A 15,810-nucleotide genomic window follows, 5' to 3' on the forward strand; every position below is an offset into this window, starting at 1 on the left:
ATCATAAAGTGTAATGTATTAACAAACAATAAAAAATTTTACTTTGAATTAAATCTTCATCTTGTTATACATTACAAAAAAGCATGCCGTTGATTATCGACATGCTAAAAGTAATACACCAATATTAATCAATTGACTTGTCGCAGTCTACAGTTGAAGTGCCAAGTTCGGTCCATGAACCGTTCCACGTTTCCCTCACATTCTAACGAACCCGAGAGACACTATTCAGCATTTTTCCTGCGTTTTGAAAATCTAACGAACTATAGACTCGTTATTTACTCTTTCTTTGGCGTCATCCGCTGCAAATCGCAGTTTTCTAACCCATTAGCGTGTGTGAGATTCGTTAGATTCCCAACTAACGCCTATATTGCCAAATAAGGTGTTGCAGGTTCGTTAGCGGAAGTTGCTCCATCGGGCCCAGCGCATACTCTCACAAGTCAAAACTGTTCAGCAAGACTTCACCTCTGGTTTTATCTAACGCCGTTCCACCAGACGTGATGTCTGCTTCAGATCCTCAATCCGACCTGCACCAATGCCAAACATGACAGTACGAAGTTCAAACTCAACCTGTTCCAACCGCTCATTCAGCGCATCATCGGAAGCTACTGCGGATTCGAGAAGAGATCGACCAAAACCAGCCAGATCCGCACCGAGCGCGAGGGCTTTGGCCGCATCCACGCCAGTGTACAGTCCACCGCTGCCAATCAGGGCACCAGTAGGATTCAGCGCTCGTACTTCCTGTATACACTCCGCTGTGGGAATGCCCCAGTCGGCAAAAGCTTCAGCAGCTGCCCGGCGTACCGGGTTATTGTTGCGGTACTTCTCTACCTGCACCCAGCTTGTGCCCCCTGCTCCGGCTACATCAATGAACGCGACACCCGCTTCATATAGGCGTTGAGCCGTCACGCCATCGATGCCAAAACCTACTTCTTTCACACCAACAGGTACGTCTAGCTCACGACACAAGTTTTCAATCCGTTGAAATAATCCACTGAAGTTGGTGTTACCTTCCGGCTGGAAAACTTCCTGCAAGGTGTTCAGGTGAAGCACGAGCATGTCCGCACCCGCAATATCTACGGCGCGCTGGAAATCAGCCGTGGTAAAGCCATAGTTCAGCTGCACCGCGCCAAGGTTGGCAATGACCGGGATGTCCGGTGCCCAGCGCCGCACATCGAAGGTACTCGCCAGTTCCGGCTGTTCCACGGCAGCCCGGATCGAACCTACGCCGAGCGCCCAGCCTCTGGCGTTTGCTACTCGGGCGAGGCGCTCATTGATGGCGCCCGTTGTTTTGCTTCCACCCGTCATCGAACTGATGAGCAAGGGTGTACGTACTTTTTTGCCAATAAACGAAGTTTCCAGATGCACCTCTTCAAAATCCAGTTCCGGCAGTGGGTGATGGCGAAACGCAAACCGCTCCATACCGCTGGTTACCCCTTCTCCTGCCACATTCTCCTCAAGACAGAGGCGCACGTGCTCTAGCTTCCGTTCTCCCGTAGCCACTTCGGGAAGCAGCCGTTCGCCGGCTCGCTCTTGTTCATTCATGATGAGACCTCCTATGTGAGAATCGCGCGGATCGACAGGATAACCTGCCCGTTCCTTACTTCTATGTATATACGTCTTTTGCAAAAGACAAAAACATTAATCCTATAAGCATTGCAGCTCAGCAGTTTAACTCTATCCAGTATAACGTTCCAAACCGGCTATTGAAAGGATGCCCCGACACCAAATGTCTCACTTAAATCCCGGAGCACCACTATCTCATCCTACTCAAAAGCACGGATCATCTGTCGCACCTTCAAAGCTGGTTAGCACGGACGATGCACACGCACATGGATCAACAGAACACATTTCACTCCATCATCCTGCACAACGAACTATCTCAAGATTTCAGATGCCAACTGCTCACCAACAAGCTGTCCGGACAACGTTACAATCGGGGTTCCACCGCCTGGATGTGTCGTTCCGCCGACGTACCAGAGTCCTTGTACATCTTTACTTCGATTGCCCGGTCGCATGAAGGTCTGCTTCACAGAGTTGGACGAGATGCCATAGATCGACCCTTGATGCGCCAAGGTATCCCGTTCGATATCTTGCGGTGTGTACCGGATAAGCACATCGGATTGGTTCAACCCGGTAATTCCCCGCGCCGCCAATTGTTCCAGTACAAACGCACCGTAACGTTCCGTCTGCTGCTCCCAATTCCACGAATCCGACAAGTAGGGGGCATTGACCAGAATGAATAGGTTACTGGCTCCCGCCGGGGCCATGCCTGCTTCCGAATAACCGGAATAACAGATGTAGATCGTGGGATCGACAGGCATTTTACGATCACGGAAAATATGGTCAAACTCCGGTTCATACCGTTCCGGGAAAAAGACCGTATGGTGTAACAACGCATCATATTGCCTTCGCACACCCGCTAGCGTCACAAATCCCGAAATGGACGGCTCATACTTCCGTATGCGCGCATTGCTCATCTCTTTCCGATGTTCCGGTGCGAGCAGCAGTCGATTCACGCTAAGCACATCTCCATTGGCAACGACCTGTTCGGCTTCCCGAAAGCCTTGATCCGTGTCTACACCTGCCACTTTACCATTCCGAACAACAATCTGCCGGACCTCTGTGCCGGTAATGATCTGTACACCTTTTTCCCGAGCCAGCCGGGTCATTCCTTCGATCAGTTGATAGGTTCCACCTTTGACCCCGTAGATGCCGACTTCTGCTTCCACATGCCCCATCATGGCAAAAATGGAAGGCGATTGATACGGTGATGATCCCACATAGGTCGCGTACCGTCCGAACATAGCCAGCGTATGTGGATGTTGAAAATACGAACGCAGCAACTTATCCAGCTTCACCGTTGGCCGCACGCGGAGCAGGCTGCGCAGCATCTGAAGATTGTATTTGTCAGAAGGAGACAGCAGCAACTTACCGAGAAAATGACGATTGGCTTCCGCATATAGCGCAGCAGACTCATCCATAAATGCATCATAACGAGCCGCATCCTCCGGACTGTACGCTGCGATCTGCTCCTTCATCCACCCACGATTACCTGACAAATCTACCACTGTGCCATCTGCGAAAATATTACGTGTGCGCGGCTCTAACTCATATAACTGTACGTAATCTTCCATTGCTACACCCGCATGGTCGAAGACTGAACGAAAGGTCGATGGCATCGTGATTGTGCTCGGTCCCCGGTCAAAATGATACCCGTCCCGCTCAATCTGCTGCAGCTTGCCACCTACGTGCTTCTGCCGTTCCAGAATGGTCACCTGCACACCTTGTGAAGCCAGTCGTATTGCACACGACAGACCTCCAAATCCTGCACCGATTATAATGACGTTACCTCTCAACTGTACCGCCTACCTTTCCATACATACCCCTTGCCGGAGCGGCCTGCCTGCCAGGAAGCAAGTCCGATGGCAATGACACAGGCCATGCTGACCGGTTGCAGAAGGGCAAGCCACCAGGGTTGTCCGCCAGCATGATCCGCTACTCTTTTCACAGCCATACCTAATAAAGTTCCTATCAATCCATACAGAATGAACATCGAACTGCCCATAAGGAGTCCAATAATCAATCCTAGTGGAGGCACAATATACATCAGTGTATACATTAACATCGTGCCAAGCAGCAGCACGTCTTTGCGCCCCATACCTTCGTACATGTTTTTCTTATATCCGTTCCATACTTCTGCACCGTTCTGATACATGCGGGTATTTGTTACGTCATGCACGTCTGTCAGCATAACCGGATGACCTGCACGCTTGACTGCTTTGGCAAGACTCATGTCATCCACCAGATGTGCCTGAATGGCAGCATGACCACCGGAAGCCTCGTAACTGGAGCGATGAATCAGCAAAAAAGCCCCCGTAGCGGCCACAAACATCGGACTGGATGATCTGCGTATCATAAAAATGGGTAGATGACTGATGATGGTGAAGACCATCATGGGCACAACAAGCTTTTCCATCCACGTCTTTGTTACCTGATAAGGAAAACCGGTTACCAGCCCCCCGCTCTGCTCACACCCTGCCGCAAGCGTCTGCCGAATGGCACTTGGCTCCAGACGCACATCCGCATCCACGAACATATACCATTCTCCCTTGGCCTCCTGAACCAGCCTGTGACACGCATGGGATTTCCCCATCCAGCCTTCGGGAAGATCAACGCCATGCAGCAAACGCACACGTGCATCGCGATCCGCAATCGCTTGTACCATGGCCGCTGTCTCATCTTCGGAGCGATCATCCAGCACCAATACTTCCATCCGGAATCCTGACGTATCGCTTGCGAGTACACTTTCAAGACATCCTTCGATATGTAGTCTTTCATTTCTGGCTGGAATCAGCACCGAGACCAGCAGATCTGGCGGTTGTATTCGATCTGCTCGGAATGAACGCACTTTGGGCAGACAGGAGACGTTCCATAGAGCGAACAGCAACTGTATGCCCAATATGCAGGTAAGCACAATCCAGAAGATTTCAGATGCATTCATGCTAACGGTTCACCCGCTTTCGTGCCGCATCGTATTTTTCACTTGTCGAACGTACATGACGAATCAGTGGAATCGCATCTGGCAAACTTCCCTGCCCCATCCGTATAAGCTCTGATCTATGATCGTCTAACTGCTGTTCCAGCACATGGCCGAGTCTGGCGGCAATCTCTTCACTCTTCAACGCCTTCCAGTCTTCCATCACAGCTGGGCCCGCCTGCATCGATATTTCCGGTAGATCATGCTGGACCATCCCATGGCACAAGGTTACCGGTACGGCGATGGCATTCGGAGAACGACGAAGCAACAATCCGATGCCTGGACGGAACTGAATTGGTCTGGCCTCCTGATGCAATATTTCTCCTTGGGGAAAAATCCAGACCCTTTTACCTGAATCCAATAATTCACTGGTGTACTGTAGAGAGGTCCGAATACCGGACGCACTCTCCTTATTGATCGAATACGCACCCAATTTACGAAAAAAAGCATATTGCTGAAGCTGTTGCTCCTCCATCATCACATAATGATCACCCCGCGATGTCTGCCTGGCCGCATGATAGAGCAGCAGACCATCCCACCATGAGCTGTGATTCATGAAATAGATCACCGGACGAGTCGCTTCAATCGGGGAGTTGTCCCTGATGTCCACCTGTGGGTCCAGTGACCCTGTGAGCGTGAAGGAGCGGAAGCGCCGACGTAGCAGATAATAGTGATTGTATAAGGCAAAAATACGATTAAACGGTTTTGATTTTACGGCGCGAATCATAGAGCCAGCTCCCTTCGGCAAGAAGCACACCAGCAATGGCGATGATAAAGCTGCCCGTAATCCCTTCCTTTAGAGCAAGCAGGCCGAACAGAAGAATAAACAGCTGATACAACCATTTTGCACGCAGCAATGAGCTACGGTCATTAGGCATGGCCGGAAGGAAAAGGGATAAGAATGCACCCATGATAAACCAGCTTATGTAATTGGTCCACGGAACACCGTAGAATCCACCTGGGGCTTGCCACTCCCAGAATCCTCTTGCATGCGCAACAGGGTCGAGCACCAGATCAAGTACAATCGCCCAGAACCCGGTCTTCACTGCTCGAAGAAATTTGCCAGTCCACGTTGAACCACCGCCACTTAACAGCGCCGAGTTACCCACCACTGCGATCCAGGCGAAACCCAGCGTAACTGGCACACTGAACAGATGAATCCCGAAGAAGTCTGAGTAAGCATACTCACCAAAGGGCCAATGCGTATGAACGCCTACCCACTCTACGCCCATACCTCCAAGCCAGATAATCACAGAGGATATCCAGAGTCCGGGTTTCAGCCAGATGACTGACTGGTCGGACAGGCCTGTCCGATTACGCCCTTGATAGATCAGATCCAGCACATACAATGCGTAGAAGATTAGAAATAAACCATTTGAAAAAGATAATACGTCAGGCACACCGATCGTTAGCATCAAGGTTGCTCCAATGACATACCACGCCCAGTAAAGCCACTGGATCATCAGGATACCGCCGTTCGGGAGGCTTGATAGGCCAGCATCGGGTAACGTTTCACAATCGCACCCAGCATCTCCAGTTTCAATTCATCGCTAACATATGCCCGCTTGGTATATACGTCATAGTCGTTGCGTTCAACGGCGTGTAGAATGGTGGAGTAAAAGGCTGCTGCCAGCTCGATGGAAAACGCACTTTCCGTTGGGTACGTATCCAGACGATCCATGCCAATACGGAACCAGTTCAATGCTGCAGCTTTTAATTCATGAACAATGGCAATAAAACGTTCGTCCACAACCCCGTCTTCAAAGTCCTGCTCGGTGTAACCATGCTTCTCCATGATTTCCAGCGGAACATACCGACGCACTCTGGCCCGATCTTCACCAACATCCCGAATAATATTAACGATCTGCATCCCTTTACCCAAAGCAATCCCGTTCATCGCTACTTCTGCGCCGTTATCATCTCTCAATACAGGCAACAACATCTCGCCTACGGTTCCGGCCACCAGATAACAATAATGCTCCAGTTCCTGCATCGTTGTATAATGTGTTACTTTAAGATCCGTGAGTTGCCCTTCCATCTGACGGAAAAATGGCCCCTTATCCAGATGAGGAAAACTGTTGAACAACCATCTCAGTGCTGGCCAGATAAAATGTCCTTCCGCGTCGTCCAACTGATCAAACAAATCATGGATCTCGTGAATCGTATAGGGCGAATGTTCCGGCTCGTCTACACTGTCATCAATCATGCGGCAGAAGGCATAAATGACATATACCGCTTCCCGACGTGGACTTGGCAGCCCTCTAAAGGCCTGATAAAAAGAGGAAGAACCCTTTTGCATCAACTCTTCACACCTGCTCAAAATCGCTTCATTCATGTTCCCATCTCCTTCATGAGTTGATTGACGGCCATCCGTGCACTCTGCATTACAATCGGCACTCCGCCACCTGGATGTACAGATGCTCCTGCGGCATATAATCCCTTTATATTAGGGAATGGTTTGGGTTGCGGTCGGTATACACCGGACTGGAACAATACAGGTGCTATACCAAAGCTTCCGCCCCCATAGAGCCCGTCTCGCTCTGCGTCAGCGGGTGTACGTACCTTTTTCCACTTGATCGCTGCACGAAGTCCCGGGAATCCACGTTGCTCCGCTTCTTCCAGTACCCGTTCTGCCAATGCTTCACTCTCCTGATCCCAGTCGACACCTTCGGCATCTGGTACGGGAATGAGGAAATATAATACACTCTGTCCTTGAGGCGCTGCAGTTTCATCCAATGCGACCGGATTAAATACGTAAAATGAGGACTTTGCCGGAATGCGTCGCTGATTGAACACTTCCTGCAAACTGCCTTCAAGACTCGGTGGCAGGAAGAACTGGTGCGTCGTTGCATCTTCCCAGGTTTTGTCCACGCCCACATAGAGCAATACACATCCGGAAGAGGGACGATACGGTTTTCTTTTACGTGCTACCTCTGGTGATTGCCCAAGCAAACCTGATAGATGGGGGAAATCACCATTGTAGATAACTGCATCCACATTTTCTGCGGCTGCTGCCGTTTCTATACCTTCACACACACCATTTTTAATCTTGAGTCCGGTCACTTCCGAATTCAGCACGACACGTCCACCACGTGATATCAGTTCCTGTTCCAGAATGGCCGGCAATGCTGCATATCCACCTTTGACCATCCAGATGCCATATTCATGCTCTGCGTAAGGTAAAAGGGAATAGATACCTGGCGTCCCAAACGGTGATCCACCAATGTATAAACTTTGCAGTGAGTATGCATCGAGCAGTTCCTCATGCTCAAAATAATCGCCTACCGCTTTCCGGACACTTTTGTGTGCACGCAATCTGCCCATGAGGGACATGAGCGAAGGGGTGAAGAAATCCCTTTTGCGTGGAAAAGCCCTTTCCAGAAAAGCTGCCCGGCCTGCCGGAAACAACGTGTCCATATCTTTCATGAATCGTGTGAATCCCCGGCTCTCTCCCGGGAACAAACGTTCAATCTCCGCCGTCTGCTCTTCACGTGAGGTCATCTTGGTCATGACACGACCACTGTGGTAATGCACTCTGTATAACGGATCACAGCGAAGTAACTCAATCTTCGAACGATCTACGCCTGCCTCCTCCATGATGCCAAGTAACATCTCCGGCAGCAGTACGATCGTTGGCCCCTGATCGATCCGATACTCGCCTTCCTGCTCATATCCAATGCGTCCGCCAACGCGGGAACCCCGTTCATACACGGTGACATCCCAGCCTTGACGGTTCAATAACAGTGCCGAAGTGAGTCCGCCAATCCCTGCGCCTACAATAGCGGCCCGCTTCATGAATGCCCTCTGGCTTCTGCCGTCTTCACATAAGAGGATGGCTTGGAACGTGTGCGTGCGTCCTCTTCCTGAATCAGTCTGACACTGATCCGTGCCGATTCGAAAATCGTGGGCAACCCGCTGCCCGGATGTGTTCCGCCGCCTACCAGCCATACACTTTTCAACTCTTCAAACTGGTTATGGGGACGCAGATACATCATCTGACCCAGATTGTGTGCCATATTAAACGTTGCTCCGCGATACACATCCAGTTCAGTCTCCCAATCAAGTGGAGTGAACAGCATACATTCTTCAATACGGCTGCGTATGTCTGCCAGCTCAGGAATGCCTTCCATGCGTTTCATCATGGCCTCCTGCACATTCTCCCGTTCTGCCTCCCAATCAATGTCTGCGGTAAGGTTAGGCGTAGGCATAAGAACATACAAAGCGGATTTCCCTTCCGGTGCCAGCGTCGAATCAAGTCTGGAAGGGTTATGAATATATAGAGATGGATCGGCTGATAACATTTTATGCTTTGTAATCTCATCAACGTTTAACCGGTAGTCCTCGGGAAAATAGATCGAGTGATGCGGCAGGTCCACATCACCATCCACGCCCAGATACAGCATTGCTGTAGAGCAGGAATACTTTTTGCGTTTCATTTTCTCCGGGGTATACTTCTTAAGCACGCCTGGTTCAAACAGATGGTTAACCGCATGTGCAAAGTCGGCGTTCACCACCACATGGTCTGCTTCGATGCGTTCACCGTTCTCAAGCAACACACCTTCTGCACGACCATTGCGAACGATGACCTGTTTCACCGGGGTGGAAGTATGTATGCGTCCTCCGTATTCTTCCACGACATCGGCCATGGCTTGGAAGATCCGATTCACGCCGCCAATGGGGTGGAACAATCCGTAGTGATGCTCAATAAACGATAATATGGTAAAGGTACCCGGACAATCCCAGGCAGACATGCCAAGGTATTTGGATTGAAATGTAAATGCCCAGCGCAGACGCTCGTCTGTAAAATAGCGGGACAAGATTCCATAGACTGTATTGTGGACATCAAGCTTAGGTAGAGCTGTTACCGCATCCTTGCGTAGATAGTCAGTCAGCTTGCCAAAAGGACGACGGAGCAGAGGCATGACTTTGCCAAACTTCACTTCTTCTTCTTGCATGAACCGAAGGTAATTGTCTTCATTGCCCGGAAACAATTCCTTAATCTGTGCAGCTGTATCTTCCCGATTACGAGAAGGCGTGAACACCTTATCACCAAAGTTCAGTGCGTACAGCGGAGTTAGCTCTTTCATATCCACATAATCGGATAATTTGCGTCCCACCACATCGAACATCTCTTCGATCAGCTGTGGCATCATCAAAAATGTAGCACCCCGGTCGAATCGATATTCACCCAGTTCCAATCTGGCAGAACGCCCCCCGATGACTGGCTGTTTCTCATACACATCTACCTCGTACCCCTGACCGGACAATAACATCGCTGCTGCAAGTCCACCCGGACCTGCGCCAATGACAGCTGCACGTTTGCGTTGTTGATTCGGTATCATGCCACTCACCTTTCTATGTAGGGAATTCCTATAGTTCTCTAGCCCCTAACCTATTATTAAACCGCCCAAGAACACTTTAAGCGGTAACTAGCAAAAACATTATACAAATATAATACAAATATTATACGAGCTTGTAAACCAAAAAATGACCCGTCGGTCAAAATACCTGGTAATCCATTTATAAACACAAAAAACACCCTTTGATCACTTTCGTCAAAGGATGTCCTTTATACACTAACCTATTCATATCATTTGAGATTATGTTTAATTATTGGCCTGTCCAAACCGTGCACCAGGTGACCGCTCGGAGAGATATTCACGCTCCATCCACGACTGCCAGTCCGCAGAACTCTCCGGCATAATCCATTGCGGATAACGCGCATGCTCTGCACGCTCATAGCCCTTTCCACCAAGTACAAAGCGAATATGCGGGAACTCGTTTTTAATCCGCTCGACGAGTTGATCACATTTAACAAGAAGCCCTGGACTTGTGATCGACAGGCAGACCAACTTGATCTTCTGCTCCCGGATAATCGGGAAGATACCTTCTTCTGGCGTGTTCGCACCGAGATACAGTACTTCCGCTCCATTTTTGCGCATAAAAAGAGAGAACAGCAGCAATCCGACCTGATGGTGCTCCCCTTCCGGACACAACGCCAGAACTTTGGGCAGATGCGGATAGATCGGGAACAGATGGAAAAACTGATAAAAGCGCTGTGATATCAGCTGTGTCATGAAGTGTTCCTGAGCCACCGAAGCCCTGCCTTGCTCCCATGCATCTCCAACCCGAACCAGAATGGGCACCAACACATGATAGAACATCGAGTCATACCCATACATGGTGAACCCAAAATCAATCAAACCATTGGCACGTTCACCCTGAAAGTTGTAGAGCGAGTCATAGATCTGATCTGCCATGCGTGCGTAGGCTTCTTCCATCGTAGGCACCGGAGCCATGATCGGCGTGGGCACAGCCTCGGGCGGATTTAATTTGTTTACTTTCAACATCCGTACCGCTTCCGAAATATTGGTCTGATGTAGCTCAACCTGTTCTTTCAACCAGCGCAGATCCGCAACATTCTCTTCGGTATACATTCGATAACCCGATTCCGTCCGCTCAGGGGTGACCGCACTATATCGATTCTCCCAAGCCCGGAGCGTCACCGTCGGGATACCGAGCATGGCAGCGACTTGTTTGATGGAATACACCTTATTACCCACTTTCTTTCCTAAATGTCCAGATTTCAAAGGTTATATCATTGGTTCCCCGTCCTTGTCAGGCATATGAAAACCCTAACATTCTACAAAAATAATACACTCATTATACACAACGCTCAGACACCTGTCGATTGCATACTGCCAATTTTGCCATATGCATTTTACCACTACATTCGTTATGCTAGCGGGTTCTTCTGCGTCAACGTTATCATCCGTGTGGTAATAGAAGTCAGCAAGTACAGAAGGGGGAGTCCACCGTTGGCCTCATTACGCCGCCATACATCAGACCGCAAGTCTTCACGCGGCAAATTTCCATACATACGAACAGGACTCGTCCTATTGGTCCTATGGCTCATCGCCGTCATGCTCTATCAGACCTACAAACCATTACCAACGGGCATTTCCTACGAAAGTCCGGAGTATCGTGTGGATCAAGTCGAGTTCCTGCATGACCTCACTTATCCTTCCTCCGACGGACAGATGGAGCACGAGCAGCAGATTTTCCAGCGCATGATGCAGATTGTGGAGGAAGCAGAGCAGTTTGTCCTGGTGGATATGTTCCTGTTCAATAATTATCAGCACAAGGGACAAAACTTTCCTCCCGTTAGTACTGAATTCACCGAAGCGCTGGTCGCCAAAAAAAATCAGCACCCGGACATGGACATTTGGTTCATTACAGATGAAGTAAATACCAACTATAACTCAGCACCCAATCCGTTGCTGGAACAAATGAAACAAGCAGGTATTCATGTGGTCATCACGGATGTGGACCCTTTGCGTGATTCAACTCCAGTATACTCTGCGGTCTGGCGGACCTTCTTCCAATGGTTTGGCCAATCTGGAGATGGCTGGATCAAGAACCTGATGGCCACGGATGGTCCGGATGTCACTGTGCGTTCCTATCTCAAGCTGCTCAATGTGAAGGCCAATCATCGTAAAGTTGTTGTTAGTGAGAAGACAGCGATTGTCTCTTCTGGCAATATCCATGATGCGAGTGCCTACCACTCGAATATTGCATTTGAAGTAACAGGTCCAATCATTGGCGATATTCTTCAGTCCGAGCAAGCTGTTCTCGACATCTCAGGCGGAGGCAAGGTTCCTGCCTACACAGCTCCTTCCTCCAATTCAAACACGGGAGATTTGCGAATACGCTATTTAACTGAAGGCAAAGTGAATGACGCTGTACTCCATGAGATCAATCAAGCTGGCAAAGGTGACACCTTATGGATGGGCATGTTCTATGTGGCCTCTCCGAAAGTATTGGAAGCCCTGCTGGAAGCGGCAAAACGAGGAACCGAGATCCGGCTTGTACTAGATCCAAATGAAAATGCTTTTGGTCAGGAAAAGATCGGGATTCCGAACCGTCCTGTCGCCGCTGAATTGCATGATAAATCCGACGGTAAAATACAGATCCGCTGGTATAACACCACCAAGGAGCAATACCATACCAAGATGATCTATCTTGCCAAAGCAACCGGAGATCATATTGTCCTAGGGGGTTCAACCAACTTTACACCACGAAACATGAATGACTACAATCTGGAGAATGATCTATGGGTTGCTGCACCTCCAGACAATAAGTTCACGCTTGATATCGCGAATTATTTTGAGCGTATTTGGAATAATAATGATGCCGAGTTCACGTTAGACCTGGATGAGTTCCAGGAGAAGACTACGTTTTTGAAAGGTATCCTATATAAGTTGCAACTGATTCTGGGTCTTACGACCTTTTGATCAGAAACCACATCCATACCTGTTATATCCGCCTGTACTCTACTGTGCAGGCGGATATTTTCATCTTGACAGGTGATGTAAAGTATGGAAATATAATTACCTAACGACCGTTAGGAAGGTGATTGAATGACTGCACAATCCATTCGGGATGCAGCCCTGTTCCATTTTGCCAGAGATGGATATGAGGGAGCTTCTCTAAGAGCTATTGCTGATGAAGTCGGGATTAAAAAACCGTCCATATATGCGCATTTCAGCTGCAAGGATGACTTGTTTTTACACACACTGGACTTTGCATTTCACGAGGTAACACGGCACACACTGGAATATTTCCGTGATCATGCGGATCTGCCATTGGAGCAGAGGCTGAAAGGCTTGTTGATCTGGTTCGAACAAGAATACAATGCCCATGCTTCGGCTCGTTTGATGTTGCGTAATTGTTTTTACCCCCCACTTTCTCTGTATGGCGAAGTGATGGATCAAGTGTATCCGTTTATCGATGGTATGGAACGTGCACTGACTCGTCTGCTGCAAAGGGCAATGCGTAATGAAGATATACCGCCCCTTCCCGCGGAACAAGCCGCCATTGCATTTATGACGTTTCTCGACGGTATTACCGTGGAAATTATCTATGGAAGTTCCCGTCGGTACAAGAGACGGTTGGAAGCAGCCTGGCCTGTATTTTGGCATGGCATTCATCATCTGAACGACGAGGCACACAGCGTTGTGCCGGAAGGAGATTTAACAACATGAACCGCAACTGGTTATATGTATTTATCGGTGGAGTTATTGAGATTGTCTGGGTAAGCGGGCTGAAACATGCCTCGAATGCCTGGGAGTGGACTTTAACGGGGATTGCCATCGTGATCAGCTTTGGACTGATCATTGCCGCTTCTAAAAGATTGCCTGTGGGTACGGTGTATGCCGTCTTTACGGGAATTGGTACGGCGGGTACCGTCCTTACGGAAATGGTATTGTTCGGTGAACCGTTCCGCTTGGCCAAAGTATTGCTCATCGGGCTGCTGCTCTGCGGCGTAATTGGACTGAAGCTGGTTACGGATCAGCAAGAAGCCAAAGGAGGTGCAGTATAATGGCTTGGATGGCAATTGTAGGTGCAGGGATATGTGAAATTTTCGGCGTAATCGGTATTAATGGTGCTTCCACCAAGAAAGGATGGCCATACATCGTACTTATGCTGGTGTCGTTTGTGTTCAGCTTCTCGCTGTTGTCCTATGCCATGACGTCCATTCCCATGGGCACAGCGTATGCCGTGTGGACGGGGATCGGGACGGTCGGCAGTACGTTAACAGGCATGTTCCTGTTCGGTGAACGGAAAGAAGCGAAGCGTATCCTGTTTATCGCGATGATTTTGGTGGCAGCCGTTGGTCTGAAACTGATCACGTAACGAAAGTGAAATGAAGTTATACTTTATATCTCCGGTGATAGCATATGCTTCCGAAGAAGCTTTCTTACAGAAAGCTTTAAGGCGAACATTTCGTCTCTTCAAGTTGGTTCTGCAATCTCCGTTATCGTGTAATTCTTAGCTTCCATTATGATATCTATTAAATTCTGTAATATAAAAAAGACGACTTCGATCAGGAAGTCGTCTTTTTTGGGGAATGATATAAATAGGGAACCTCTTTATACTTTGCCACGTAAGAAAGGATGTCGTATTCATGAGAAAATTATTGGCACACATGGGCTCTTTTACCGGGTATACCCTTCTGATCGCCATGGCCATTTTCTATCTCATCGCTCTAATCGCTATTATTATACTCGCCTTGTACGCCTTCACTGGAGGAAACTAACTTAAACGTTCTTGATACCTTATCCCTATCGTACATACAAGCTGCACCTTGTTACTTGCCGTCTCTCCTTCCCTTTGATCAGCCACTTTTCCCCATATACATTTTCCCAATTTACTCCCATTTGAATTCCTTTAACCAGATCGTTTATACTTATTTTGACCTTAAAGTCAATTCAAGAACTCACAAGTTCCCTGATGAGGTGAATGCATCGTTAATGAACCCTATACATGAGATGAATGAGAAGAAAAAGCTCATCATTACTACAGCACTCAAGTTATTCTCATCCAAAGGCAGTGCTGCAACATCCATGCAAGAGATTGCAGAATTATGCGGGATGTCCAAAGGCAGCCTCTACATCATGTTCAAATCCAAAGAGGAATTAGAAGCCAGTACTCTGGAGTACTGCATGTACACGCTCATGGACGAGATGACACAGATCGAGCATGAAACCAGCCTTACCTCACGTGAACGTCTGCACAAGCAGATTGAGACACTGCTCATCCATGTTGCCGAACTTAAGGAGTTTTTGCGAGTACAGATGCGCAGCATGATGATGGATGATGAACAGCAACGCAAGGAACAATGCCATCCGCTGCAAAGAGATCTGGAGGTACGTACCTTACATTGGTTTAAGGATAAGCTGGAGGAGCAGTACGGATCGGAGATTGAACCTTATACGATTGACCTTATTTTGCTGACACAGGGACTGTTCCTCTCCTACGTCAAGATCTGGTTTACGGAGATGCCTTCCCTTACTGTTACCAAGATGGCAACAAATTTACTGCAAATGATGGACTATGCAGCGCACGGATTCCTTAAGCAGCGACCTTTGCCTTTGATTCCTTTGGAGGACTGGCCTGCATGGATTACCGAACCCCATCCGGATTCCACGGTGATGCGGCATCCTATTCATATTATCAAGCAAATGCAGGATATTGCTGCCTCCGAATTGCCTGCTGGGCAACCAAAGAATGATGTACTTGAGACCATTGCCATTCTCCGGCAGGAGATGATGGAATTCACACCGCGGCGTGCCATTATTCTGGGCATGATGCACAATCTGGAGAACGTAACTGCCATTCAATCTTTGCACTCCGAGCTTCAGCATATTCTGGATGCCATGTATAGCCGGTTCATCCAAGCTGACTCGTCACACACATAAACAGGAGAAACA

The 15,810-nt window shown here is 48.7% G+C and carries 15 protein-coding genes; 6 read left to right on the forward strand and 9 right to left on the reverse strand.

The features are described from left to right. Positions 1 to 474: 474 nt before the first annotated feature. The 9 genes from fni to MHH25_RS28145 form a co-directional block, all read right to left on the reverse strand. Positions 475 to 1,542: a type 2 isopentenyl-diphosphate Delta-isomerase gene (fni, locus tag MHH25_RS28105; protein WP_036667780.1), complete on the reverse strand. Its 1,068-nt coding sequence runs from the start codon at positions 1,540 to 1,542 to the stop codon at positions 475 to 477. Positions 1,543 to 1,874: 332 nt separating this feature from the next. Further along, complete coding sequence (gene crtI / locus MHH25_RS28110) at positions 1,875 to 3,356, reverse strand: phytoene desaturase family protein (protein ID WP_036667781.1); 1,482 nt, start codon at positions 3,354 to 3,356, stop codon at positions 1,875 to 1,877. Next, on the reverse strand, positions 3,353 to 4,501 hold the full coding sequence (locus MHH25_RS28115; RefSeq protein WP_340018647.1) for a glycosyltransferase family 2 protein: 1,149 nt from the start codon (positions 4,499 to 4,501) through the stop codon (positions 3,353 to 3,355). The genes crtI (MHH25_RS28110) and MHH25_RS28115 overlap by 4 nt, the downstream gene beginning before the upstream one ends. A gap of 1 nt (position 4,502) precedes the next feature. Next, on the reverse strand, positions 4,503 to 5,264 hold the full coding sequence (locus MHH25_RS28120) for a lysophospholipid acyltransferase family protein (protein ID WP_036612609.1): 762 nt from the start codon (positions 5,262 to 5,264) through the stop codon (positions 4,503 to 4,505). Beyond that, a complete protein-coding gene (locus MHH25_RS28125) occupies positions 5,233 to 6,000 on the reverse strand; it encodes a carotenoid biosynthesis protein (RefSeq protein WP_036612610.1) in 768 nt (255 codons plus the stop codon). Before MHH25_RS28125 ends, MHH25_RS28120 begins: the two co-directional genes overlap by 32 nt. Continuing rightward, positions 6,000 to 6,872, reverse strand: coding sequence for a phytoene/squalene synthase family protein (locus MHH25_RS28130; protein ID WP_036612612.1), 873 nt, complete (start codon positions 6,870 to 6,872; stop codon positions 6,000 to 6,002). Before MHH25_RS28130 ends, MHH25_RS28125 begins: the two co-directional genes overlap by 1 nt. Further along, positions 6,869 to 8,332, reverse strand: a complete 1,464-nt coding sequence (gene crtI / locus MHH25_RS28135; RefSeq protein ID WP_340018648.1) for a phytoene desaturase family protein — start codon at positions 8,330 to 8,332, stop codon at positions 6,869 to 6,871. The genes MHH25_RS28130 and crtI (MHH25_RS28135) overlap by 4 nt, the downstream gene beginning before the upstream one ends. Continuing rightward, a complete protein-coding gene (gene crtI, locus MHH25_RS28140; protein WP_036612615.1) occupies positions 8,329 to 9,879 on the reverse strand; it encodes a phytoene desaturase family protein in 1,551 nt (516 codons plus the stop codon). Before crtI (MHH25_RS28140) ends, crtI (MHH25_RS28135) begins: the two co-directional genes overlap by 4 nt. A gap of 264 nt (positions 9,880 to 10,143) precedes the next feature. Continuing rightward, entirely contained in the window at positions 10,144 to 11,088 is a 945-nt protein-coding gene (locus MHH25_RS28145) for a MerR family transcriptional regulator (RefSeq protein WP_036612617.1), read from the reverse strand. 372 nt (positions 11,089 to 11,460) lie between these two features. On the opposite strand from MHH25_RS28145, the gene MHH25_RS28150 reads away from it, so the two are divergent. The 6 genes from MHH25_RS28150 (at position 11,461) to MHH25_RS28175 (ending at position 15,798) form a co-directional block, all read left to right on the forward strand. Then, a complete protein-coding gene (locus MHH25_RS28150; protein ID WP_235193714.1) occupies positions 11,461 to 12,831 on the forward strand; it encodes a phospholipase D family protein in 1,371 nt (456 codons plus the stop codon). A 126-nt stretch (positions 12,832 to 12,957) separates the two neighbouring features. After that, the gene (locus MHH25_RS28155; RefSeq protein ID WP_036612623.1) at positions 12,958 to 13,581 is read left to right on the forward strand and encodes a TetR/AcrR family transcriptional regulator; all 624 of its coding nucleotides are present in this window, start codon (positions 12,958 to 12,960) and stop codon (positions 13,579 to 13,581) included. Next, positions 13,578 to 13,919, forward strand: a complete 342-nt coding sequence (locus MHH25_RS28160) for a multidrug efflux SMR transporter (protein WP_036612625.1) — start codon at positions 13,578 to 13,580, stop codon at positions 13,917 to 13,919. The genes MHH25_RS28155 and MHH25_RS28160 overlap by 4 nt, the downstream gene beginning before the upstream one ends. Further along, entirely contained in the window at positions 13,919 to 14,233 is a 315-nt protein-coding gene (locus MHH25_RS28165; protein ID WP_017691901.1) for a multidrug efflux SMR transporter, read from the forward strand. Before MHH25_RS28160 ends, MHH25_RS28165 begins: the two co-directional genes overlap by 1 nt. 271 nt (positions 14,234 to 14,504) lie before the next feature. Next, positions 14,505 to 14,636 carry a hypothetical protein gene (locus tag MHH25_RS28170; RefSeq protein ID WP_268748587.1) on the forward strand — a complete coding sequence of 44 codons (132 nt, stop codon included), beginning with the start codon at positions 14,505 to 14,507 and terminating at the stop codon, positions 14,634 to 14,636. Between the two features lie 214 nt (positions 14,637 to 14,850). Continuing rightward, positions 14,851 to 15,798 (forward strand): TetR/AcrR family transcriptional regulator, encoded by a 948-nt coding sequence (locus MHH25_RS28175; RefSeq protein WP_036612627.1) that lies wholly within the window; start codon positions 14,851 to 14,853, stop codon positions 15,796 to 15,798. Positions 15,799 to 15,810 lie beyond the last annotated feature (12 nt).

The sequence above is a fragment of the Paenibacillus sp. FSL H3-0457 genome (assembly GCF_037981725.1).
GTDB lineage: Bacteria > Bacillota > Bacilli > Paenibacillales > Paenibacillaceae > Paenibacillus > Paenibacillus amylolyticus.